Origin of the sequence: Rhodanobacter soli (assembly GCF_040548735.1) — a bacterium.
Lineage (GTDB): Bacteria > Pseudomonadota > Gammaproteobacteria > Xanthomonadales > Rhodanobacteraceae > Rhodanobacter > Rhodanobacter soli_A.
This window is the reverse complement of sequence record NZ_JBEPSD010000001.1, coordinates 2,159,277-2,180,531: the sequence shown is the minus strand read 5'-3', so window position 1 is coordinate 2,180,531 and position 21,255 is coordinate 2,159,277. Positions and strand designations below refer to the sequence as shown.

Here is a 21,255-nt window from a genome sequence, read left to right as displayed (position 1 = left end):
CGTTCATGTCGCGCCCGCAGGAACTTCAGCGCTCGCGCGCCTGGTGCGCGCCTTCGCGCGGCTGCTGCAGCAAGGCCACCACTGCCTGACGCGCCTCGTCCACGCCGGTGCCGGCGGAAGACGAGAAGATCTGCGCGGTGGCGTGCAGGCCTTCGGCGGCGAACTGCTTGCGCAGCGCGGCCAGCGCCTGGGTGGCCTGGCCGCGGGAGAGCTTGTCGGCCTTGGTCAGCAGCAGGTGGCAAGGCAGCTGGGTGGCGAAGCAGAACTCCAGCATCATCCGGTCGAATTCCTTCAGCGGATGGCGGATGTCCACGATCAGCACCAGTCCGCGCAGGCTGCGGCGCTGGTGCAGGTAGGCGTCGATCTCCAGCTTCCAGTGCTCGCGCATCTCCAGCGGCACCTTCGCGTAGCCGTAGCCTGGCAGGTCGATCAGGCGCAGATCCGGCGCTGACTCGCCGGCGGTTGCGGCAGGCGGTCGCTCCTGCGCACCCTGCGCCCGCGACACGGGTACATCCCTGTACGGCGGCAGGCTGAACGCGACCATCTGCTGGGTGCGGCCGGGGGTCTTGGAAGTGCGCGCCAACCCTTTGTGCCCGGTCAGCGCATTCAGCGCGCTGGACTTGCCGGCATTCGAGCGTCCGGCAAACGCCACCTCGGCGCCCTGATCGGCGGGAAGCTGGCTGATGCGGTGGGCGGCGAGCATGAATTGCGCGCCCTGAAGGGGATTTGCCATGGGGATGGTTTGACCAAGCTATGGTGGCGCAGGGATAATTCTGCGGTTTCTGCCTGTTGCAGGCCGCATGGCCGCAATCGCTGGCAGTGTTTGCAAGTCTCTCGGGAGTCAAGTGTATGAGTTTTCGGTCCGCTGGTTTTCGTCCCACGGTTCTCGGGTCTGCCCTGGCCCTTGTGCTGGCGCTGTCCGCCAGCGCCGTGATGGCACAAGACGCCAAGCCGGAGACTGCCACGCCAGCCGCCGCCAGCACCGCGGCAACACCCGCCAGCGCGGCCACTGCCCCGGCCGTTGCCACCGCCGCAGCGAAGCCCGGTGATGCCACCGCCGGCCAGGCCAAGGCCGCGGTCTGCGGCGCCTGCCACGGCATGGACGGCAATTCCGCCGATGCGCAGTACCCGAAGCTGGCCGGCCAGAGCGAGCAGTACATCGTGCGCCAGTTGACCGACTTCAAATCCGGCAAACGGCAAAACCCGATCATGATGGGCATGGCCGCGCCGCTGTCCACCCAGGACATGCACGACGTCGGCGCCTACTTCGCCAGCAAGACCGCGCTGCCCGGCGTAGCCGACCAGGCGCTGGTGGAGCACGGCCAGACGCTGTTCCGCCAGGGCGACGCCACGCGCGGCATCCCGGCCTGCATGGCCTGCCACAGCATCGACGGCCGCGGCAACCCGGGCGCGATGTACCCGCAGCTGACCAGTCAGCACGCGCAGTACATCGAGGCCACATTGAAGGCCTGGCACGATGGCACCACCTGGGGCGACGACGCCCACGCGCAGATCATGCCGGCGATCGCCAAGCAGCTGAGCGCCGACGACATCGCCGCCCTGGCCAGCTACATCGAGGGCCTGCACAGCGCCGACAGCCAGCCGGCCGCCACGCCCTGATCGAATCCGCGCCGACCGAAGTGTCGGCGCTGTCGTTTTGCGTTCCGCTTTTCGAGGTCTGCCATGTTGAAGCGTCTGCCGTTCCTGTGTGCCGCCCTGCTCGCGCTTGCCGCCTGCAGCCATGACAGCGACAGCGGCCGTGCCGCCCAGCAGGCTGCGCCTGCCGCCACCAGCAGCGCCGAAGCCGCGCCGGCCAGCCCGGCAAGCAGCACCGCACCGGCAACGGCCGCCAGCGCAGCACCCGCCGCCACCGGCACGGTCGCCGCCGCGCCGGCCGCGACCACCCCCGCCGCTCCAGCCGCAGCCGCGGCGCCGTTCGTCGACAACGGCAAGTGGGTCGAGGGCAAGAACTACTTCCTGATCGATCCGGCGCAGCCGACCAGCCATCCCGGCAAGATCGAGGTGACCGAGGTGTTCTCCTACGGTTGCCCGGCCTGCAACGGTTTCCATTCCACCGCCGACCAGATCGCCAAGAGCCTGCCGCCGAATGCGGTGATGAATTACCTGGCCGCCTCGTTCCGCCCGGACGAGAACTGGCCGATGTACCAGCGCGCGTTCTATGCGGCGCAGGCGCTGAACCTGGTCGACAAGACCCATGACGCGATGTTCGACGCGGTGTGGAAGAGCGGCGAGCTGTCCACCTACAACCTGAAAGCCAGCGGACTGAAGCCGCATTCGGCGTGGCCGACCATCGAGGACGCGGCGAAGTTCTACGCCAAGTACGGCGTCGACCCGAAGGAATTCGTTGGCGTCGCCAACTCGTTCACCGTCAACACCAAGATGAAGCGCGCCGACGACCTGATGAAGGCCTACGGGGTGGACAGCACGCCGACCATGATCGTCAACGGCAAGTACCGTTTCACGGCAAGCTCTGCCGGCGGCTACGCGCAGTCGATCGAGCTGACCCAGTGGCTGGTGGCCAAGGAAGCCGCCGGCAAGTAAGCCGCTTCGGTTAATCTGACCTGCACGGCGACCCACCGCCACCCGCGAAGAGAGACCCCATGTTCAAGCGATTCGCCCACCTGCGTGTGCTCACCCTGCTCGCCGGCCTGCTGCTGGCCAGCGCCTGCACCGCGCAATCCAGCACGGCGCCGTACACCGAAGGCAACGAGTACGTCACCCTGCCCGCCCCGCAGCAGCGCCTCAGCAGCGAGGGCAAGGTGGAGGTGGTCGAGGTGTTTTCCTACGGCTGCATCCACTGCGCGCAGTTCGCGCCGGCCGCCGAGAAGTTGCGCAAGCAGCTGCCCGCCGGCGTGGCGTTCAAGCTGCTGCCGGCGCCGTTCAGCGCCGAGTGGCTGCCGTTCGCGCGGGCCTACTACGCGGCGAAGCAGCTCGGCGTGGTCGAGCGCACCCACATGGCGTTGTTCGACGCCAAGTTCGCCCAGCACTTTCCAATCAACTCGATGGACGAACTCGCCGACTTCTACGCCCGCGAGGGCGTCGATCGCGCCGAGTTCATGCGTATCGCCACGTCGCCCGAGGCCACCGCGAAGCTGAAGGAAGATCTCGCGCTGATCCAGAAGTGGCAGGTGGACGGCACCCCGACCATCGTGGTCAACGGCAAGTATCGCGTGGCCACGGTGCACTCGTACGACGAGATGGTCGCGGTGACGCAATGGCTGGTCAAGCGCGAACTGGCTGGCAAGTAAGCGTCGCACGCGGCGTTCGGCAACGCGGCTGGCACACCATTCACGTCCGGTGGATCATGCTGGCCGCCGCATCCGGCGCGTGAGCATGATCCATGCACATGGGCGCCGGCATCCCCTTCCCGTGTAGTGTGTTGCAATGACCCGCGCCGCCACCTCCCAAGCCGCCCCTGCCGAGCGCCGCCTGCGCCTGCTGAGCTGCAACATCCTGGCCGGCGCCAGCGTGCAGCGCTACCGCGAATACGTCACCCGCAGCATCAACGCGGTGTTGCCGGGGCGCAGCAAGATGGACAACCTCGACCGGCTCGCCGAGGTGCTGTCGCAGTTCGACGTGATCGGCCTGCAGGAGGCTGATGCCGGCAGCCTGCGCTCGGGCTTCCTCAACCAGACCCGCTACCTCGCCGAGACCGCCGGCCTGCCGTTCTGGAGCCACCAGCCGAATCGGGCGATGGCCAAGCTGGCGCACTCGGCGAACGGCCTGATCAGCCGGCTGGAGCCGCACTCGGTGCTGGACTACCCGCTGCCCAGCCGGATCCCCGGCCGCGGCGCGCTGCTGGCCCAGTTCGGCGAAGGCGACAACGCGCTGGCGGTGATGATCGCGCACCTGTCGCTGAGTGCACCGGCGCGCACGCGCCAGCTCGGCTTCATCGCGGAGCTGCTGCAGGATTTCCCGCACGCCGTGCTGATGGGCGACCTCAACACCGAACCGGGCAGCGCCGAGATGCAGCAATTGTTCGCCAAGTCCACCCTGCAGCCGCCGGCACAGGCGACGCCGACTTTCCCCAGCTGGAAACCGCGGCGCGCGCTGGACCACATCCTCACCTCGCCGGCGATCCAGCTGGAGAAGACCTGGGCGCTGCCGCAGGCGTTCTCCGACCACCTGCCGCTGGCGGCGGAGATCCGGCTGCCGGCGCACGTCGGCGGCAAGGCCGCGCCGAGGCACCGGCGATGACCTCGACGACCTGGCAACGGGCGTGGCCGTGGCTGCTGTTGCTGCTGGTGGCGCTGCTCGCGGCGTACCTGCGCTACGGCGTGATCGAACCCGCCACCATGGCGCAGCAGTGCGGCGGCGGCCATGCGCCGTGGTGGTGCCGTTGGCGGCAGTGGCTGGTGCTGGGTTTCCTGTACGACGTCTACGGCATCGCGGCGCTGCTGGCGACCGCGCTGGCGCTGCTGTGGAAACGCGCCTGGCTGGCCTGGCTGGCCGCCGCGCTCGGCATCATCGCGCTGCAGCTGTACTGTTTCGAGAGCGGCGCGCTGGCCGTGCTGGTCGGCTGCCTACGCCTGCTGCGATTGCAGGCGACGCGCGCGCTGCCAGTCGACCAGCACCGGCACGGCCAGCAGCAGGTTCATTCCCAGCCATAGCCATGCCACCGCGCTGAGCCCGGCCTCCTGCACCAGCACGGCCGCCGCCAGCAGCGGCAGCCAGCTCGCGAGAAAGCGCTCCTCCAGCCATGGCATCGCCGCTGCGCGCCGGTCGCCCAGCCAGCCGAACAGCGCATAGCCGACGCACGGCAGCAGGAACAGGCCCAGCGGGAAATCCCGGTAGCGGCCATCGACCACCAGCAGCAATCCGTAGTAGGCCAGCGCGAACAACCAACCCAACCGCAGCCAGCGTGGCGGCGCGGCCGGCGCGACCACGCCGGCCAGTCGTGCGGCGATCCAGCGCGCCAGCGGCAATGCGGTGAACAAGGCCAGCGCGCAGGCGGCGAACGACACCGCCCACTCCCAGCCGTCGCGGCAGGCGTACAGCATCTGCCGGTACTGCCAGGCCAACGCGCAGCCACTGGCCGCGCCGGCCAGCGCGAGCGCGCCCCAGCCGCGCCCGCCATGCCAGCGCCGCCGCCATGCGCCGATCAACACGAACAGCACGGTACCGGCGGCGCCCGCGAGCCAGCCGGCCCACCAGCGCGGTTCCTCGGTCACCGGGCCCTGCATCGCGAACTTCGGCCGCGCCTGCACGTCGAAGATGCCCCAGTAGCCGCCCACGGTGCCTTCCTGCGCGCGCTTCCACGGCTGGTCGAATGCCTCGATCACGTTGTACGGCATGTGCACGGTGGCCGCGTAGCGCAGGAATTCGCGTAGGTAGCGCGCCTCGTTGACCACGCTGGCGCTGGCCGTCTGGCGCGGCCGCCCGGCGCTGGGCCAGCCGGTCTCGCCGATCATGACGCGCCGGCCGGGAAACGCCTGCTGCACCTGCGCGTATACCGCCGCCACGTGCTGCACGGCGCGTTCGGGCGGCACCGGCTGGTCCTCCCAGTACGGCAGGATATGGATGGTGAGGTAATCCACCGAGTCGGCCAGCTCGGGATGGCGCAGCCAGAACTCCCACACGTCGGCATACGTCACCGGCACGTGGACCGCCGCGCGCACCTGGCGCAGATAGCCGGCCAGTTGCGCCGACGACAGATCGCCGCGCAGCAGCACCTCGTTGCCCACGATCACCCCGCGCAAAACCTGCGGATACTTGTTCGCAGTGGCGATGCCCAGCTCGACCTGCTGCGCATTCGCCTTCGCGTCGCCGCCCAGCCAGATGCCCAGCAGCACCTTCATGCCGTAGCGCTCGGCGATCCTGGGCACCGCGCTGAGTCCTTGTCCCTGCGAGTACGTGCGTACGCAGTCGAAGCGCTGCGACAACGCGCGCAGATCCGCGTCGATGCGCTCGGGGCTGATGTAGGCATTCACGTCCAGCGGCGTCTCGCCGGCCAGGCGGAACGGCGCGTAGGAGACGCAGGCGATCCGTGCCGACGGCGCATCCGGCAACGCCATCGGCCGGCCGATCGCCCACCACCAGGTCGCCCCGGCCAACGCCGCCAGCAGCAACGCCAGCCACGCCGGCCAGACGCGACGAAAAACAGGCGAAGCTGCTGGCGACATGCCGATCCCGTGAATGTGTGGAGACGAAGCGCGTCAGCTTAGCAGGCGCGTCGCCGCGCACTCACCGAATCGCGACAAGCCGGCCGGGTGCATCGACTACACTGCCAGTGATCCATTGCAGGAGTTCCCATGTCTGTTTCCGCTTCATCGCGGCGTGTCGCGCTGGCCTGGCTGTTGCTGGCCGCCGGCTGGCTGCTGGCCAGTGCGATGGCGTACGCCGCCGAACCCGACGCCGCCCAGCGCACCGCCTTCAAGCAGGCGTATGCCGCCGCCCAGCAAGGCGGCGACGGCTGGCGACCGCTGGCCAGCGGCCTGCGCGACTACCCGCTGTATCCGTACCTGCAGGCGGCGGCGCTGCAACACGACATCCAGCAGATCGACCGCGCCAGCGTGGAGTCGTACCTCGCGCAATACCCGGACTGGATCCCCGCCGCCGACCTGCGCCGCGCCTTCCTGCGGGAGCTGGCGCGCCGGCAGGACTGGGGCACCTTCCTCGCGCTGTACCAGCCCGGCCTCGGCGACACGCTGGCCTGCGACGCCTTGCAGGCGCGACTGGCCGGCGGCGGCACACTGGATTTCGAACGGGACCTGGCCGGCCTGTGGGCCAAGCCGAACCTGCCCGACGCCTGCGACCCGGTGCTCGCCGCCGCGCACGACCAGGGCCTGCTGACCGATGCGCGCCTGTGGACGCGGATCGACCGCGCCGCCGATGCCGGTCAGGCCGGCATCATCGCCAGCCTCGTCGCCTGGTTGCCGACGGCCGAACGTGCCACCGCGCAGCAACTCGTACTGGCGCTGCGCGACCCGACCGCGGCGCTGGCGGCCGCCTCCGACTGGCCCGACGGCACGCGCCAGCGGCAGGCCGCCACGCTGGCGCTGATTCGGCTGGCCCGGCGCCAGGCCAGCAGCGCCGATACGGCCTGGCAGAAACTGCAGTCGCGCTTCCGTTTCAGCGAAGCGCAGCGCAACCGGATCCTGCAGACCCTGGCGCTGTACCACGCCACCGATTTCGACGCCGGCGCCCTGGCCCGGCTGATCGCCCTGCCCGCCGCCGCGCAGACCGACGGCACCCGCGAATGGCGGGTGCGCGTGGCGCTGGCGCAGCAGGACTGGAGCGCGGTGCTGGCCGGCCTCGACGCGATGCCCGCCAGCCAGCGGCAGGACGGCGAATGGCAGTATTTCCGCGCCCGCGCGCTGGCCGCGCTGGGCCATGACGACGAGGCCCGCCAGCTGTTCGAGGCCCAGGCCGACAAACCCACTTTCTTCGGCTTCCTGTCCGCCGACCGGCTCGACCAGCCGTACGCCATCTGCCCGCTGACCCTGGCCGACGACCCGCAGCGTGAACAGGTCCTGCTGGCCAACCCCGGCCTGTTGCGCGCGTTCGAGCTCTACGCGGTGGACCTGCCGAAGCTGGCCCGGCGTGAATGGACGCGCGCCATGCAGGATGCCGACCCGGCCACTCAACGAATCGCCGCCGACATGGCCAACCGCCGCGGCTGGTACGACCGCGCCGTGTTCACGATGAGCAGCGGCGACGCCCTGCGGCTGTACGACCTGCGCTTCCCGCTGGCCAGCCAGGACGGCCTGGTGCCGCAGGCCGAACAGGCCGGGATCGAGCCGGCCTGGGCCTACGGCATCCTGCGCGCGGAAAGCGCCTGGATGAGCGATGCGCAATCCAGCGCCGATGCGCGCGGCCTGATGCAGCTGGTGCCGGCCACCGCCGCGCTGGTGGCGAAGCGCAACGGGTTCGACTGGGGTGGTGGCGACACGCTGTACGACCCGGTCACCAACATCGCGCTGGGCACGCGCTACCTGGCGCAGATGGCCGCGCGCTTCAACGGTTCGCCGTGGCTGGCCAGCGCTGCCTACAACGCCGGGCCGAACAAGGTCGACCAATGGCTGGCCGCGCGCGGCACGCTGGCGCCGGACCTGTTCGTCGCCACCATCCCGTACAAGGAAACCCGCGAGTACGTGGCGCGGGTGATGGCGTTCAGCGTGATCTACGATTGGCGCTTGAGCGGCGACACGGTGGTACCCCTGGCCAACCGCATGGGTCCGATCGGCCAGCCGTACGCACTGCCGACCGCCGCGACGGCGCGCCGTGCGGTCGCCTGTCCCACCGCCGAGGCGACGCCGGCCGTCGCCGGCAGCGTCTCGCCCTGAGACCGATTCACCGAGGTATTGATCCCATGGCCGCACAGCAACTTGTCATCCTCGGCGGCACCGGTTTCGTCGGCAGCCATCTGGTGCCGCGCCTGGCCGCCGACGGCCACCAGATCGTGCTGCTCAGCCGCAACCGCGAGCAGCACCGCGAGCTCGGCGTGCTGCCCACGGTGAGCGTGCGCAGCGCCGACATCTACGACGACGAGGTGCTGCGCCGGCACCTGGCCGGCGCCGACGCGGTGATCAACCTGGTCGGCATCCTCAACCCGCGCGGCCGGCACAGCTTCCAGCGCGCGCACGTGGAATTGGCGCGCCGGCTGATCGCCGCCTGCCACGCCAGCGGCGTGGGTCGCCTGCACCAGATGAGCTCGCTCAAGGCGGGCCAGGGCCTGTCGCAATACCTGAAAACCCGCGGCGAGGCCGAGGCGCTGGTGAAGGCGTCCGCGCTGGACTGGACGATCTACCAGCCCAGCGTGATCTTCGGCCCCGGCGATGGCCTGGTCAGCCGCTTCGCCAAGCTGCTGCGACAGATGCCGGCGCTACCGCTGGCGCGCGCGCAGGCGCGCATGGCGCCCACCTGGGTCGGCGACGTGGCCGAGGCGATCGCCCGTTGCGTCGATCACGCGACGCTGGGCCAGCGGCGCAGCTTCGAGCTGTACGGCCCCGAGGTGCTCACGCTGGGCGAGATCGTGCGCAAGATCCGCGCCGCGGCCGGCCTGCGCACGCCGATCATCGCGCTGCCCGACAGCCTCGGCCGGCTGCAGGCGCAGTTCGCCGAGCTGCTGCCCGGCAAGCCTTTTTCGCTGGACAACTTCCGCTCGCTGCGCACCGACTCGGTCGGCAAGCTCGACGGCTACGCCGCGCTCGGCATCGTGCCGCAACCGTTCACGCCGTGGCTGCCGGTGCTGCTCGGCCAGCCGCCGCGGCACCGCCGGCTGGCCGCGGCACGTTCGCCGCGACGCTGAGCACCGCGCGGATCAGCGCACGCCCAACAGCAGCCGCAAGCGATCCAGCTCGGCGCCGTAGCGCGCGGCCAGCGCCGGCTCGCGCAGCCAGGGCTGGCGCGTGCGCAGTGCCGTGCGCGCCTGCGTCGGTTCGTGCTGGAATCCCAGGCAGGCCGGGTCGACTTCAAGCCCGCAGAACGCCAGCAGTCGGCGCACCTGGGTTTCGGGATCGGCCAGCAAGGCCTCGTAGTCGTGTTCGAGGAAACGCTGCGGGAACAGCCGCTGCCAATGCCGGCCGAGCCGCTCGTGGTCGCGCCAGTAGCTGGCGATGTCGTCCAGGTCGTAGCTGAAGTCGTGGCCGCTGGCGAACAGCTGGCGGTAACAGGCGAAACAGGTTTCCAGGGCGTCGCGCCGGCAATGCACCACCCGTGCGCCGGGCAGCATCGCCAGCGCCACGCCCACCACGCGCCAGTTCAACCGGTTCGCGTCGATGAAGCGCGGCAGGCCGCGGCGCCAATGCCCGGTCCGCGCCAGGTAGTCCTGGCCCAGGCGCGCCCAGTCCGCCGGCGTGGCCGAGCCAACCCACTGCAACAGCGGCTGTCCGCGCCGGGCCGATTCGTCGCCGATCACCCGCTGCAGGTCGGGCGACTCGTCGACGCCGCCCACGTACGGGTGCGCGGCAAGAATCTGCCGGGTCAAGCCGACACCGGCGTGCGGCAGCGCCATGAGGAAGATCACCTGCTCGCCCAACGCGGCATCCGCGGCACCGGCCAACGGCTCGGCGAATGCCGCGAGCATGGCATCGGCGCGTGCCCGCATGCCCGCCGCGTTCCAGTTCAGCTGCCGGCGCCGCCATGCGTTGGCCTTGCGCAGGGCGCGGAAGGCCGCGTGATAGTCGGCCTGGTCTTCCAGCGCACGCGCCAGCGCGAAGCCGAGCCGGATGCGCGCCAGCGGCGCCGGCTGCGGCATCTGCAAGGCACGCTGCAGCTGGGCCACGTCGTCCTTGCCGAAGCGTTCGGTGTCCAGCCCGGCCAGGCCGCTCCAGGCTTCCGGATGACCGGACTGTCGCCGCAGCACCTCGCGATAGTTCGCGGCCGCCGGGGCCTCGGCGCCGAGGCCGGTCTGCGCCGAGGCCAGCACCAGCCGCGCCGCGAGATGGTCCGGATCGATATCGAGCGCGCGGTGCAGTGCGGTGATTGCTCCGGCCGGCCGGCCCTGCAACTGGAACATCCGGCCCAGGTTGAACCACGCCGGCGCGAAGTCGGGCGCCAGTTCGCAAGCCCGCTGCAGCGCCGACAAGGCCGCCTCGTTCTCGCCCTGGGACTGCAGCGCAACGCCCAGGCTGATGTGCGCCAGGGCGTCGCGCGGATCCTTCGCCAACGCCCGGCGCAGGATCGCCACCGCCTGCGCATAATTCCCGCGCAACTGCTGCAGCTGGCCGGAGAGGCGCAGCGCTTCCACGGCATCGGGCGCCAGCGCCAGCACCGCGGCCAGTGCCGCCTCGGCACGAACCAGTTCGCCGTCGGCCATCGCACCGCTGGCCTCGTCGAGCAAGCGCACCGCCTCCGGCGACAGACCCGCGGCACGGTCCCGCAGCAGCGGATGAATCTGGCTTGCCCCCATCTCGGATCCCGGTTTGCCCCTGTTACAGCTTGCCAGCTTACGCGAGGGGATCGGCGCCAGGAAGCGCCGCCCTTGTTTCTCGGACAGCCTGTGCGTCATGTTCGCGCCCTGGGAAACGAACGCATCAGCGCATCGGTCGAGAAAGCGAATGTGACTCCGCTAATCCCGGCGATGAAATGGCGGCCACTTTTGTCACTATTCTTCGTTCGTCCAGGAACCGTTGATCATGACAACAGGCCCAGCCCTTCCACCCATGCAAAGACACGCCGTCGACCTGCCACCGGCAACCGCCCAACTGCTCGCGGAAGCGAGCAGGGCACTGGGCCGCGGCCAGGTTGAGTTCGCCGAACCGTTGCTGGCCAAGGCGCTGGCGCTGGCGCCGGACTGCACGGAAGCCCACCGACTGATGGGGATCGCCGCCCTGATGGGCAACAACCAGCCAAAAGCCATCGACCATCTGCAACGCGCGCTCGCCACCTGCCCGGACGATTCCACGCTCAACATGAATCTTGGCAGCGCCCTGATCGAAACCGGCGAGACCGATGCGGGCCTGGCATACCTGCAACGCGCCTGCGAGCTGGCTCCCGCGTCGGCCTCGACCTGGTTCAACTACGGCAAGGGGCTCCAGTTTTCCGCCCGCCTGGAAGCGGCGCGCGCTGCCCTGCAGCGGGCGGTGACCATGGAGCCGGGCTATATCCCGGCACGCAATGCCCTGGCGACCGTACTGTCCAGCCTGGGTGACACGTCCGCTGCCGTGGCGATGAACCGCGAGACCTTGCGGCAACGACCCGACTGCGCGACAGCATGGTTTGCCCTGGCCAACTTGAAGGTCGAACCCTTCAGCAAGAACGACATCATGCAGCTGCAAAGCGAGCTTGGCCGGCCCGACATATCGGACGACTCGCGCCTGCTGCTCGGATTCACCCTCGCCCAGGCGATGGAGGACCAGGGCGACTATGCGGCGGCGTTCGATGTCCTGAGCGAAGCCAATGCCCTGAAGCGACGCAACCTCTACTGGGATCGCCACGAGGAACACGCCCGCGTGGACGCCATCGCGAAGGCCTTCGCGCATCCCTTGCCCGCACCGCTGGACGCCACCCTGGGCAAGGAGGTCATCTTCGTCGTGTGCCTGCCGCGTTCCGGTTCCACGCTGACCGAGCAGATTCTCGCCTCGCATCCGCAGGTCGAGGGTGCCGATGAAATCCTGACTCTGCCGCAACTCCTCAACGAGGAATCCGCCCGTCGCGGACAGCCATTTCCGCAATGGGTCCCGGCGGCAACCGCCCAGGACTGGCAACGGCTGGGTAACGAATACCTGACCCGCACCCGACGCTGGCAGCAGCATCACCTGCGTTTCACCGACAAGAACGTGGACAACTGGGCGTTCGTGGGCGCCGCACTGGCGATGTTGCCGGGCGCCCACGTGGTGAATTCACGCCGGGATCCGTTGGAAACCTGTTTCGCCTGGTATCGCCAGCTGTTCGGCAACCAGTCCGTCCACTACAGCTACGACCTGGACGACATTGCGGATTACTACGCCGGCTATGCGCGCTTGAGCAGGCTCTGGCGGCAGCGATTCCCGCAGCAGTACTTCGATCACGAGTACGAAGCACTGCAAACCGACCCCGAGGCGCAGATCCGTCGTCTGCTGAGCTTCTGCGGGCTTCCATTCGATCCCGCCTGCCTTGCCTTCCATCAGTCGTCCCGCCCCGTGCTCACCATCAGCGCGGCCCAGGTTCGACAACCTTTGCGGCGGGATACCGCGCGCAGCGCGCGCTACGGCGAAAAGCTCGATCCGCTGCGCGCGAGGCTCCGCGCAATCGGTGAAGGGGAAAGGTAAAAGGGAGGAAGGAAGTCGAGTCGAACCGGCCGGAGTCGAGCTCATGGGACACGAAATCCGCGCATGCGTACTGGGCCGCGGGGCGCTCGCCGTGCTGGCCTGGGCCTGCATGGGCGCGAGCCCTGTCACCGGAGTGAGCGGGACGGTGCGCATGTCGCCCGCCGGCCCCGGGCCGCAGCGGGCCGGCGAGCCGGGCGCGGCCCCCTATCGAGGAGCGGCGGTGCAGCTGCGCGACGCCCGCGGAAGCGTCGTGGCGCGCGCGACTACCGACGAACAGGGACAGTTCACGCTGGTCGTGCCGGCCGGCACGTACGAGGTCCGGGTGGATGTCCGGAACGCCGCGTGGCCGCGTTGCGAAGCGGTCGAAGCCACGGTCCATGCCAACCAGATCGCCCGCGTGGCCATCGTCTGCGATTCCGGGATGCGGTAGACCTCGGTGACGAAATGGTGGCAACCGCGTGGCAGAATCCCCGCATGCACATCTATCTGGTCGGCGGCGCGGTCCGCGACAAACTGTTGAACCGCCCGGTGGTCGACCACGACCACGTGGTGGTCGGCGCGTTGCCGGAGGAGCTGCTGGCGCAGGGCTACAAGCCGGTGGGCAAGGATTTCCCGGTGTTCCTGCACCCCGCGACCGGCGAGGAGTACGCGCTGGCGCGCACCGAGCGCAAGAGCGGGCGCGGCTACCACGGCTTCGTGTTCCAGGCCGATCCGACGATCACGCTGGAGCAGGACCTGGCCCGCCGCGACCTCACCATCAACGCCATCGCCGAGGACGAGCACGGCGCGCTGACCGACCCGTTCGGCGGCGTGCGCGATATCGAGGCGCGCGTGTTGCGCCACGTATCGCCGGCGTTCGTCGAGGACCCGGTGCGGGTGCTGCGGGTGGCGCGCTTCGCCGCGCGCTTCGCGCCGCTGGGTTTCACGGTGGCCGACGAGACGATGGCGCTGATGCGGCGGATGGTGGCCGACGGCGAGGTCGACCACCTGGTGCCGGAACGCGTGTGGGCGGAAACGCGCAAGGCGCTGGCCGAGCCGCAGCCGTCGGCCTTCCTGCGCGTGCTGCGCGAGTGCGGCGCGCTGGCCGTGCTGTTTCCCGAAATCGACGCGCTGTACGGCGTGCCGCAGCGCGCGGAGTTCCACCCGGAGATCGACACCGGCGTGCACGTGGAAATGGTGCTGGACGCAGCGGCGCAGCTGGCGCCGGGCAACGACGTGGTGGGCTTCTGCGCACTGACCCACGACCTCGGCAAGGCGCTGACTCCCGCCGATGAATTGCCGCGTCACGTGGGTCACGAGCATCGCGGGGTAGCGCCATTGCGCGCGCTGGCGGCGCGGCTGAAGGTGCCGACCGAACACGCGGCGCTGGCCGAACTGGTCTGCCGCGAGCACCTGAACGCACACCGCGCGTTCGAGCTGAAGCCGGCCACCGTGCTGAAGCTGCTGGGCGCACTGGATGCCTTGCGCCGGCCGGCGCGGCTGGAGCTTTTCCTCGCGGCCTGCGAGGCGGACAAGCGCGGCCGGCGCGGCCACGAGCACGACGCTTATCCGCAGGCGGATTACCTGCGCGCGGCACGCGCCGCCGCCGCCGCGGTCGAGTCCGCCGACTTCGTCGCCCGTGGCCTGGCCGGCCCGGCGATCGGCCAGGCGATGGAAACGGCGCGGGTGCACGCCATCGCCGCTTTGAAAACTAATCCTTCGCCAAGCTGATCCGCGGTATAAAGCCCGGATGACCGCCGCCCGTCGCGGGCATCCGATCACTTCTTGCTGGAGTTGCCCGTGTCGAGCGCATTCACCCCGACCTCTCCCCTGCGCCAGCGGTTCCGTCCGCTGCTGTGGCTGGCGATCACCTACCTGGCGATCTCGTTCGCCACCCGCGTGGTGCTGCTGGTGATGTCCGGCGGCGAGGTGCCGCACACGCCGCTGAACCTGCTGTACGCGTTCGGCGTGGGGCTGGGCTACGACCTGGTCACCTACATCTACGTGGCGTGGCCGCTGGTGCTGTTCCTGTGGCTGGTGCCGACGCGGCGCGCCGCGGTGTCCGGGCTGGGCCAGTGGCTGCTCTACGTGATCGCGCTGGCGCTGCTGTACGCGCTGTGCCTGGGCGTGCTGTACCTGCACTACCGCGCCCACCTGGGCATGACCTGGCCGCTGGTGCTGCTGTTCCTGCTGGCGCTGCCGCTGCCGGGCTTCGCCTATGTCTCGCGCACCGGCCAGTGGGTGCTGTACGGGCTGGCGCTGGTGCTGCTGTACGGACTGCTGTTCGTGGCGGCGTCCGAGCTGGTGTTCTGGAACGAGTTCAGCGTGCGCTTCAACTTCATCGCGGTGGACTACCTCGTCTACACCAACGAGGTGATCGGCAATATCCGCGAGTCCTATCCGATCGGCCGCTGGCTGGCCCTGCTGGCGGTGGTCGCGCTGGTGCTGTTCGCGCTCGGCCGGCGCGCCCTGCGCGTGCGCGACGACGGCAGCCGCTTCTGGCAGCGCGGCAAGGTGGCGCTGCTGTGGCTGGTGCTGACGGTCATTTCGGTCGCCGCGGTGAATGGCGGCATGAAGGACCGCACCGGCAACAACTACGTCAACGAGCTGGCCGGCAATGGCATCTACCAGTTCTTCAACGCGTTCCGCAGCAGCCACCTCGACTACGCGAAGTTCTACCGCACGCTGCCGGACGACGAGGCGTTCCGCCGTGTGCGCGCGATGCTGAAGACGCCGGACGCGACCTACCTCAGCGACGACCCGCACGACCTCACCCGCGCGATCCGCCGGGTCGGTCCGGAGAAGCGGCTCAACGTGGTGCTGATCAGCGTGGAGAGCCTGTCCGGCGACTACCTGGGCACGTTCGGCAACCCGGACCACATCACGCCGTACCTCGATTCGCTGGTCGGCCAGAGCCTGTTCTTCGACAACCTGTACGCGAACGGCACGCGCACCGTGCGCGGGCTGGAAGCGCTGTCGCTGTCGGTGCCGCCCACGCCCGGCGACTCGCTGCTGAAGGAGCACAACAACGAGAACCTGTTCTCGCTGGCCGGCATCTTCAACGACCGCGGCTACCAGTCGGACTTCGTCTACGGCGGCTACGGCGAGTTCGACAACATGAACTATTTCTTCAGCCACAACGGCTATCGTGCGGTCGACCGGCGCGACATCCCGAAGACCGCCACGATCCACAGCGAAAACGTGTGGGGCGTGGCCGACGAGGACCTGTACACGCTGGCGCTGGGCCAGATGGACCAGATCCACGCCGAAGGAAAACCCTTTTTCCTGCACATCATGACCACCTCCAACCACCGGCCGTTCACTTTCCCGGAAGGCCGCGTGAAGCAGGCCAACGGCACCCGCCAGGGCGCGGTGGCATATACCGACTGGTCGATCGGCGATTTCATCAGGCGCGCGCGGGAGAAGTCGTATTTCGACGACACCGTGTTCGTGATCACCGCCGACCACTGCGCCTCCAGCGCGGGCAAGACCAGCGTGCCGGTGAACCGCTACCACGTGCCGCTGTGGATCTACGCGCCGAAGCACATCCAGCCGCAGCGCGTGGACCGCCTGATGGGCCAGGTCGACATCGCGCCGACCCTGCTCGGCCTGCTCAATTTCAGCTACCGCTCGCGCTTCTTCGGCTACGACCTGTTCCAGTTGGAACCCGGCCGCGAGCGCGCCTTCCCGGCCACCTACGAGAAGCTCGGTTACCTACACGACGACGTGCTCACCGTGCTGGAGCCGCAGCGCAAGCTGGAGCAGATGAAGCCGGACTACGCCAGCGGCGACGCGGTTCCGCTGGTGCCGCAGAACGAAGAGCAGATCGACCAGGCGGTGGCCTACTACCAGGTCGCCAGCGAGCTGTTCAAGCGCGGCCAGCTGGCACGTCGTCCGGCCGATGCGACGCCGGTGGAGCCGTTGCCGGCGGAACCCGCCGCGGCACCCGCGCCGGCCAGCTCGGCACCTGCACCAGCCAGCTCGACGGCGCTGCCGGCCACGGCCGGCTCAGCCCCCGCGCCGACGCACTGAACGCGCTTCCACGCTCGCCAGCACGCTGGCGAGCGAGGTGCGCAGCAGCAGCAGCGCGATGACGATACCGGCGCCGTCGGCGAGCACGTCCAGCGCATCGGCGTCGCGCGGCGGGTCCAGCCACTGCGCGAACTCGATGAAGACGCCGAACGCCAGGCAACACAGCGCGGCCCATCCACGCGCGCGGCGCGCGCGATAGACATTGCCCCACCAGCCCATCAGGCAGGTGAAGGTGGTGGCATGCAGCAGCTTGTCGCCGTAGGGGAAATCCAGCGCGATGCCGGGGTCCGGACTCAGCGCCATCCACAAGACCCAGAGCATGATCGCGCCGCCCAGCGCGACCCAGGCGCGATGCCAGCGCAGCCGTTCGGACGTCCGAACCGTTTCGCGCCCGGTCAAAGCCGCCCGCCCTGGTCGGCGGCGAGCAGCTCGGCCGGCAGCGGCAGCGCATCGAGGCCGCGCGCCAGCAGCATCGCCTGGAAACGCTCGCCCATCTGCTCGGGCAGCATCAGCCGCTTCGCCTGCTGCGCCAGCCGGTAGCGGCCGTGCTCGTCGGCGATCGCCGCGTGCTCGCGCTCGAACACGTCCTGCAACCCTGCGCCGATCAGGAACTGCGCCTGCGGCAGGTAGCCGGCCACGCCGAAGCCGGCGCTGTTGCCGGCCTCGGCCAGCGCGGTGAAGTCGACCGAGGCGGTGAGGTCGTTCATGCCCGGCAGGTACAGCGGATCGTTGTGCGCGTGGTGGCGGTAGTGCGCCATCAAGGTGCCGTCGTCGCGCTCGGGCAGGTAGTACTCGCGGCGCACGTAGCCGTAGTCGATGAACAGCATCAGCCCGGCGAGCAGCGAACCGGCGACCGCCTGGATCCAATACGGCAGCTGCGGCAGGATTTCCGAGCGGTAGCCATCGACAAGGTCGACGCCGAGGTCGCGCTCGACATGACGCACGGCGGCGGACACCAGCGCATCGGCCGGGCGGTCGACGCGCATCAGGCGACCTTCGCCATCGAGCGCGACGTGCTCCTCGCAGACCTCGCCCTGGCGCATCGCGAAGCGCGTGGCCGGCAGCGCGTCGATCACCTCGTTGGCGAACAGCACGCCGCGCCAGTCCTGTTCGGGCGGGCGATCCAGCCATTGCACGCGGGCGTTGAGCTCGGCCGGCAGGTGCGCCAGCAGGCGTTCGCGCTGGCGCTCGCGCAGGTCGGCGCTGGGTTCCAGGATCAGGTACCGCCGCGGCAGCGTGCCGCTGGCGGCCAGCGCCTTCAGTGCGGCCTCGGCGAACGCGCCGCTGCCGCCGCCCAGTTCGAGGAAGTCCGCCTCGCCGCCGAGCATCGCCAGCACCGGCTGCACCGCGTTGACCACGCAGCCGGCGAACAGGCCGCCCAGCTCCGGCGCGGTGACGAAGTCGCCGGCCGCGCCGAACTTGGTGCGGCCGGCGCTGTAGTAGCCCAGCCCCGGCGCGTACAGGCAGCGCTCCATGTACTGCGAGAACGGCATCGGCCCATGCGAGGCGATCTGTTCGCGCAGCAGCTGCAGCAGGCGGTCGGAATGGACGCGCTCGTCGGCGCTGGGTTCGGGGAGGCGGGAGGGCATGGCGGTTGCCGATCATCAGAACGCGGCAAGCATAGCGGATGCCTTCGCCACCAGGCCCGGACGGGATCGGCGCGATGGCCGCCGGCAGCGCGCGGCCGCCGCGGCCGGCGCCGACAGCTCAGCCGGGCATCCACGCCACGAGCAGCGCGGCGGCGTAAAGGCCCACGCCGAAGACGGCATGGTTCAGCACGCTGCGCAAGCGCGCCCGGTTCGGCGCCGGCATGTTCGAAGCAGCAAACCCGGCACCCATGCAGGGCTGCATCAGCAGGAACGGAAAGGCCACCGTGGCCAGCCCGAACAGCAGCGCCGGCACCAGTGTCGGTTGTCGTGTCCATGCGACTCCCGCGATGGCGATCAGCACGGCCGCGTAAACGATGCCGATCGCGTAGTGGGCGATCCAGCCCATGGCCAGTTCGCCGCGCACCGGCGCGGCCCGGGCCATGCTCCGGTGCACGAAGCGGCCACCCGGCATGTGCCCGAACCAGCGGCCCACCATGCGCCAGTCCGGCGGTGGGACGCCGAACGCGTACTTCAGCAGGCGTGCCCAGAGGTCGGTCGCGAGCGTGGCGCCGCTACCGATCAGTACCGCGCGTGCGGCCAGCTCCCATCCCTCGGACATGCACAGCTACCTCATCTTCATGATGATGATGAAGCCCGGTGGACCGGGCCGGGATCAGAAGTCCTTCTGCAGGCTCAGGTACACGCCGCGGCGCGGGCCGAACTGCGGCGCGCCGACGCCGATGCCGCTGCCGTCGCGCAGCTCGTAGGTGCGGTCCAGCACGTTGAGCACGGCCAGCTGGGTGTGGAGCTTGCCGAAGCGTTCGAACGCGAAGTCGTGCGACAGGTTGAGGTTCAACTGGAAGTACGCCGGCAGCGAGGCGCCGTTCGGCACGTCGCCATCCTTGCGCAGGCCGCTGCCGAACAGGTAGTCGGCGCCGACCTTGGTGCTGTCGTTCAAGGCGTAGTTGATGCCGCCGGACGACGTCAGTTTCTGGTCGTGGTCGAGGAAGATCCAGTGGTTGTTGACGTAGGCCAGGTCGTCGGGCGCGAAGTTGTACTGGCTGGTGATGATGCGCTTGCCGATCGCCTTGCCGAGCGACGCGTTGAAGTAGGCGGACAGCGGCCCCTGGTCGTAGTTGACGGTGAACTCCAGGCCCTTCACCCGGCCCGCGGCGTAGTTGAAGGTGGAGTAGACCAGGGCGGAGCCGAACTGGCCTTCGTCCTGCAGGCGTTGCACCTTGCGGTAGTAGGCGTCCACGCCGACGGTCCAGGCCGAGCCGAGGTTCTGCGAGATGCCGGCATCGAAGTAGTCCGAGCGCTCGGCCAGCGGCGTGTTGTTGCCCATGTCCGCCACGGCGTTGGTGGTGCCGTCGAACTTGGCGATGTTCGAGCTGGCGATCATCTCGGTGGCCGGCGGGGTGAAGTAGCGCGAGTAGCCGGCGTGCACGGTGGTGCTGCCGGTGGCCTGCCAGACCAGGCCAAGGCGCGGGCTCAGCTGGCTTTCGGTGCGCGCCAGCTGGTAGCGGTCGCCGCGCAGGCCGTAGTTCAGCGTCCACTTGTCGCCGATGCTCCACTCGTCCTGCACGTAGGCCGACCAGGTTTTCGCGGTGAGGCGGCTGTTGTCGAGGATGTTGATCGGCGTGGTGCTGGCCTGGTTGCCGTCGGCGTCGGCCGGGAACACCCACGCGTCGTTGCCGCTGACCGCGCGCTCGAAGCTGCCGTAGATGCCGTAGCGCAGCGTGTGCCGGTCACCCATCGGCATGGCGAAGTCGGCCTGCAGGGTGCTGGCGCGATTGCTGCGGGTGACGTCGGAGGCGACGCCGTTGAACATCAGCTCGCCGATCCGGTCCGGCGCATAGGCGAGGCGGCTGTAGCGCTGGCCCACCGACACCTGGTAGTCGGTCGCGCCCAGCTTGCCCTGCAGCGCCAGCACGCCGAAGCGGGTGTTCTCGCGCTGGCGTTCGTCGAGGTCAGCGGAGTTGAAATCGACCGTACTCAGATAGCCGAACTGCGGCTGTTGGTTCGGGTTGTTCGGGATCTGGAAGCGGTTGTTGGCGACGCCGAACAGGAAGCTCAGGCGGGTGTCGTTGTCGATCAGGTAGCTGATGTCGCCGAAGCCCTTCACCTGGTTGGTGTGGTCGTGGATCGGCTTTTTGCTCGGCGTGGGATTCTCGATGCCGGCATCGTTCTCCATGTAGCTGCCGGTGAAGAACCAGCTCCAGCGATCGTTGCTGCCCCACACCGACGCGTTCGGATTGAGCGTGGCGTTGCTGCCGCCGGTGATGCCGACGCTGCCGCCGTTGCCCAGGTCGTGGCCGCTCTTCGTGGTGATGTCGACCACCGCCGCCGTGCGCAGGCCGTACTGCGCCGGCAGGGCGCCGTCGAGCAGCTTCACGTTGTCGATCGTGCGCGCATCGAGGCTCTGGCCGAAGCCGCCGATCGACTCGGGGATGATCACGCCGTTGATGCGGTACTGCAGGTTCGCATGGTCGCCGCGCACGTGCAGGCCGCCGTAGGAATCCTGCACCACGCCCGGCGCCTGCAGCAGCACCTGGTTCATCGGCGTGGACGCGCCCAGCGGCAATTGCGCGATCGCCTTGTGGTCGATCACGTACTGGCTGCTGCCGGTATCCGGCGACAGCGCGTTGCGCGCCTGGTCCAGCGCGGCCGAGACCGAAACCGCGCCCAGGTCCTGCACCTTAGGCTGCTTGTTGCGGCTGCCGCCGTCGGTGGGATCGTCCCCGTTCGCGGCGACGGCGGGAGCCGCGGCATTCGTCGTCGGCGTCGTGTCGGTGGCGTGGACGGCGGTCGTGCCCAGTGCAACGGCCAGGCTCAAGGCGAGCAGGGAAGGTTTCATCGACGGTTCCGGCAGGAGTGGAGGAGAGTGCTTGTTGTGTAATGTTATAACATTACCGACAAATTTTCTGCCACGCCTGCGCCAG

General features: G+C 69.3%; 18 protein-coding genes. 11 read left to right on the top strand and 7 right to left on the bottom strand.

Annotated elements, in window-relative coordinates; genetic code table 11:
- Window positions 1-25 precede the first annotated feature (25 nt).
- Window positions 26-733, bottom strand: coding sequence for a GTP-binding protein (locus ABIE04_RS09850; protein ID WP_354549334.1), 708 nt, complete (start codon window positions 731-733; stop codon window positions 26-28).
- Window positions 734-849: 116 nt separating this feature from the next.
- Between ABIE04_RS09850 and ABIE04_RS09845 the strand changes: the two genes are divergently transcribed.
- The 5 genes from ABIE04_RS09845 (at window position 850) to ABIE04_RS09825 (ending at window position 4,631) form a co-directional block, all read left to right on the top strand.
- Window positions 850-1,620, top strand: a complete 771-nt coding sequence (locus ABIE04_RS09845) for a c-type cytochrome (protein WP_354549331.1) — start codon at window positions 850-852, stop codon at window positions 1,618-1,620.
- Window positions 1,621-1,683: 63 nt separating this feature from the next.
- Window positions 1,684-2,562, top strand: a complete 879-nt coding sequence (locus ABIE04_RS09840) for a thiol:disulfide interchange protein DsbA/DsbL (protein WP_354549327.1) — start codon at window positions 1,684-1,686, stop codon at window positions 2,560-2,562.
- A 59-nt stretch (window positions 2,563-2,621) separates the two neighbouring features.
- The gene (locus tag ABIE04_RS09835) at window positions 2,622-3,269 is read left to right on the top strand and encodes a thiol:disulfide interchange protein DsbA/DsbL (RefSeq protein ID WP_354549323.1); all 648 of its coding nucleotides are present in this window, start codon (window positions 2,622-2,624) and stop codon (window positions 3,267-3,269) included.
- Between the two features lie 136 nt (window positions 3,270-3,405).
- Window positions 3,406-4,218 (top strand): endonuclease/exonuclease/phosphatase family protein, encoded by an 813-nt coding sequence (locus ABIE04_RS09830; protein ID WP_354549318.1) that lies wholly within the window; start codon window positions 3,406-3,408, stop codon window positions 4,216-4,218.
- A complete protein-coding gene (locus ABIE04_RS09825) occupies window positions 4,215-4,631 on the top strand; it encodes a hypothetical protein (protein ID WP_354549313.1) in 417 nt (138 codons plus the stop codon). Before ABIE04_RS09830 ends, ABIE04_RS09825 begins: the two co-directional genes overlap by 4 nt.
- On the opposite strand, the gene ABIE04_RS09820 is transcribed toward ABIE04_RS09825, so the two are convergent.
- On the bottom strand, window positions 4,545-6,143 hold the full coding sequence (locus ABIE04_RS09820; RefSeq protein ID WP_354549308.1) for a glycoside hydrolase family 17: 1,599 nt from the start codon (window positions 6,141-6,143) through the stop codon (window positions 4,545-4,547). The two genes, ABIE04_RS09825 and ABIE04_RS09820, sit on opposite strands and share 87 nt — an antisense overlap.
- 129 nt (window positions 6,144-6,272) lie before the next feature.
- Here ABIE04_RS09820 and ABIE04_RS09815 point away from each other — a divergent pair, with 129 nt between their 5' ends.
- Window positions 6,273-8,306, top strand: coding sequence for a transglycosylase SLT domain-containing protein (locus tag ABIE04_RS09815; RefSeq protein WP_354549304.1), 2,034 nt, complete (start codon window positions 6,273-6,275; stop codon window positions 8,304-8,306).
- Between the two features lie 26 nt (window positions 8,307-8,332).
- On the top strand, window positions 8,333-9,271 hold the full coding sequence (locus ABIE04_RS09810; RefSeq protein WP_354549300.1) for a complex I NDUFA9 subunit family protein: 939 nt from the start codon (window positions 8,333-8,335) through the stop codon (window positions 9,269-9,271).
- A 12-nt stretch (window positions 9,272-9,283) separates the two neighbouring features.
- Here the strand turns inward: ABIE04_RS09810 and ABIE04_RS09805 are convergent, their stop codons facing one another.
- Window positions 9,284-10,873, bottom strand: a complete 1,590-nt coding sequence (locus ABIE04_RS09805; protein WP_354549296.1) for a tetratricopeptide repeat-containing sulfotransferase family protein — start codon at window positions 10,871-10,873, stop codon at window positions 9,284-9,286.
- A 226-nt stretch (window positions 10,874-11,099) separates the two neighbouring features.
- Here ABIE04_RS09805 and ABIE04_RS09800 point away from each other — a divergent pair, with 226 nt between their 5' ends.
- The 4 genes from ABIE04_RS09800 to ABIE04_RS09785 all read left to right on the top strand — a co-directional run bounded on the left by ABIE04_RS09800 (window position 11,100) and on the right by ABIE04_RS09785 (window position 16,724).
- Window positions 11,100-12,713 carry a tetratricopeptide repeat-containing sulfotransferase family protein gene (locus ABIE04_RS09800; protein ID WP_354549293.1) on the top strand — a complete coding sequence of 538 codons (1,614 nt, stop codon included), beginning with the start codon at window positions 11,100-11,102 and terminating at the stop codon, window positions 12,711-12,713.
- 43 nt (window positions 12,714-12,756) lie between these two features.
- Window positions 12,757-13,143, top strand: coding sequence for a carboxypeptidase regulatory-like domain-containing protein (locus tag ABIE04_RS09795; protein ID WP_354549291.1), 387 nt, complete (start codon window positions 12,757-12,759; stop codon window positions 13,141-13,143).
- Window positions 13,144-13,187: 44 nt separating this feature from the next.
- Window positions 13,188-14,423: a multifunctional CCA addition/repair protein gene (locus ABIE04_RS09790; protein WP_354549288.1), complete on the top strand. Its 1,236-nt coding sequence runs from the start codon at window positions 13,188-13,190 to the stop codon at window positions 14,421-14,423.
- A gap of 69 nt (window positions 14,424-14,492) precedes the next feature.
- Window positions 14,493-16,724: an LTA synthase family protein gene (locus ABIE04_RS09785; protein WP_354549286.1), complete on the top strand. Its 2,232-nt coding sequence runs from the start codon at window positions 14,493-14,495 to the stop codon at window positions 16,722-16,724.
- Here the strand turns inward: ABIE04_RS09785 and ABIE04_RS09780 are convergent.
- The 4 genes from ABIE04_RS09780 to ABIE04_RS09765 form a co-directional block, all read right to left on the bottom strand.
- Window positions 16,701-17,045 carry a VanZ family protein gene (locus ABIE04_RS09780; RefSeq protein ID WP_354549283.1) on the bottom strand — a complete coding sequence of 115 codons (345 nt, stop codon included), beginning with the start codon at window positions 17,043-17,045 and terminating at the stop codon, window positions 16,701-16,703. The genes ABIE04_RS09785 and ABIE04_RS09780 overlap by 24 nt on opposite strands.
- A gap of 74 nt (window positions 17,046-17,119) precedes the next feature.
- Window positions 17,120-18,313, bottom strand: a complete 1,194-nt coding sequence (locus ABIE04_RS09775) for a class I SAM-dependent methyltransferase (protein WP_354549281.1) — start codon at window positions 18,311-18,313, stop codon at window positions 17,120-17,122.
- Between the two features lie 118 nt (window positions 18,314-18,431).
- The gene (locus tag ABIE04_RS09770) at window positions 18,432-18,932 is read right to left on the bottom strand and encodes a DUF2938 domain-containing protein (protein WP_354549279.1); all 501 of its coding nucleotides are present in this window, start codon (window positions 18,930-18,932) and stop codon (window positions 18,432-18,434) included.
- Window positions 18,933-18,986: 54 nt separating this feature from the next.
- Complete coding sequence (locus ABIE04_RS09765; RefSeq protein ID WP_354549277.1) at window positions 18,987-21,170, bottom strand: TonB-dependent receptor; 2,184 nt, start codon at window positions 21,168-21,170, stop codon at window positions 18,987-18,989.
- Between the last annotated feature and the right edge of the window lie 85 nt (window positions 21,171-21,255).

Coding starts and splice junctions, on each gene's coding strand:
- ABIE04_RS09765 (WP_354549277.1), bottom strand. CDS start 21,170: ATGAAACCTTCCCTGCTCGCCTTGAGCCTGGCCGTTGCACTGGGCACG.
- ABIE04_RS09775 (WP_354549281.1), bottom strand. CDS start 18,313: ATGCCCTCCCGCCTCCCCGAACCCAGCGCCGACGAGCGCGTCCATTCC.
- ABIE04_RS09840 (WP_354549327.1), top strand. CDS start 1,684: ATGTTGAAGCGTCTGCCGTTCCTGTGTGCCGCCCTGCTCGCGCTTGCC.
- ABIE04_RS09790 (WP_354549288.1), top strand. CDS start 13,188: ATGCACATCTATCTGGTCGGCGGCGCGGTCCGCGACAAACTGTTGAAC.
- ABIE04_RS09820 (WP_354549308.1), bottom strand. CDS start 6,143: ATGTCGCCAGCAGCTTCGCCTGTTTTTCGTCGCGTCTGGCCGGCGTGG.
- ABIE04_RS09795 (WP_354549291.1), top strand. CDS start 12,757: ATGGGACACGAAATCCGCGCATGCGTACTGGGCCGCGGGGCGCTCGCC.
- ABIE04_RS09825 (WP_354549313.1), top strand. CDS start 4,215: ATGACCTCGACGACCTGGCAACGGGCGTGGCCGTGGCTGCTGTTGCTG.
- ABIE04_RS09850 (WP_354549334.1), bottom strand. CDS start 733: ATGGCAAATCCCCTTCAGGGCGCGCAATTCATGCTCGCCGCCCACCGC.
- ABIE04_RS09845 (WP_354549331.1), top strand. CDS start 850: ATGAGTTTTCGGTCCGCTGGTTTTCGTCCCACGGTTCTCGGGTCTGCC.
- ABIE04_RS09770 (WP_354549279.1), bottom strand. CDS start 18,932: ATGTCCGAGGGATGGGAGCTGGCCGCACGCGCGGTACTGATCGGTAGC.
- ABIE04_RS09780 (WP_354549283.1), bottom strand. CDS start 17,045: ATGCTCTGGGTCTTGTGGATGGCGCTGAGTCCGGACCCCGGCATCGCG.
- ABIE04_RS09800 (WP_354549293.1), top strand. CDS start 11,100: ATGACAACAGGCCCAGCCCTTCCACCCATGCAAAGACACGCCGTCGAC.
- ABIE04_RS09810 (WP_354549300.1), top strand. CDS start 8,333: ATGGCCGCACAGCAACTTGTCATCCTCGGCGGCACCGGTTTCGTCGGC.
- ABIE04_RS09830 (WP_354549318.1), top strand. CDS start 3,406: ATGACCCGCGCCGCCACCTCCCAAGCCGCCCCTGCCGAGCGCCGCCTG.
- ABIE04_RS09805 (WP_354549296.1), bottom strand. CDS start 10,873: ATGGGGGCAAGCCAGATTCATCCGCTGCTGCGGGACCGTGCCGCGGGT.
- ABIE04_RS09815 (WP_354549304.1), top strand. CDS start 6,273: ATGTCTGTTTCCGCTTCATCGCGGCGTGTCGCGCTGGCCTGGCTGTTG.
- ABIE04_RS09835 (WP_354549323.1), top strand. CDS start 2,622: ATGTTCAAGCGATTCGCCCACCTGCGTGTGCTCACCCTGCTCGCCGGC.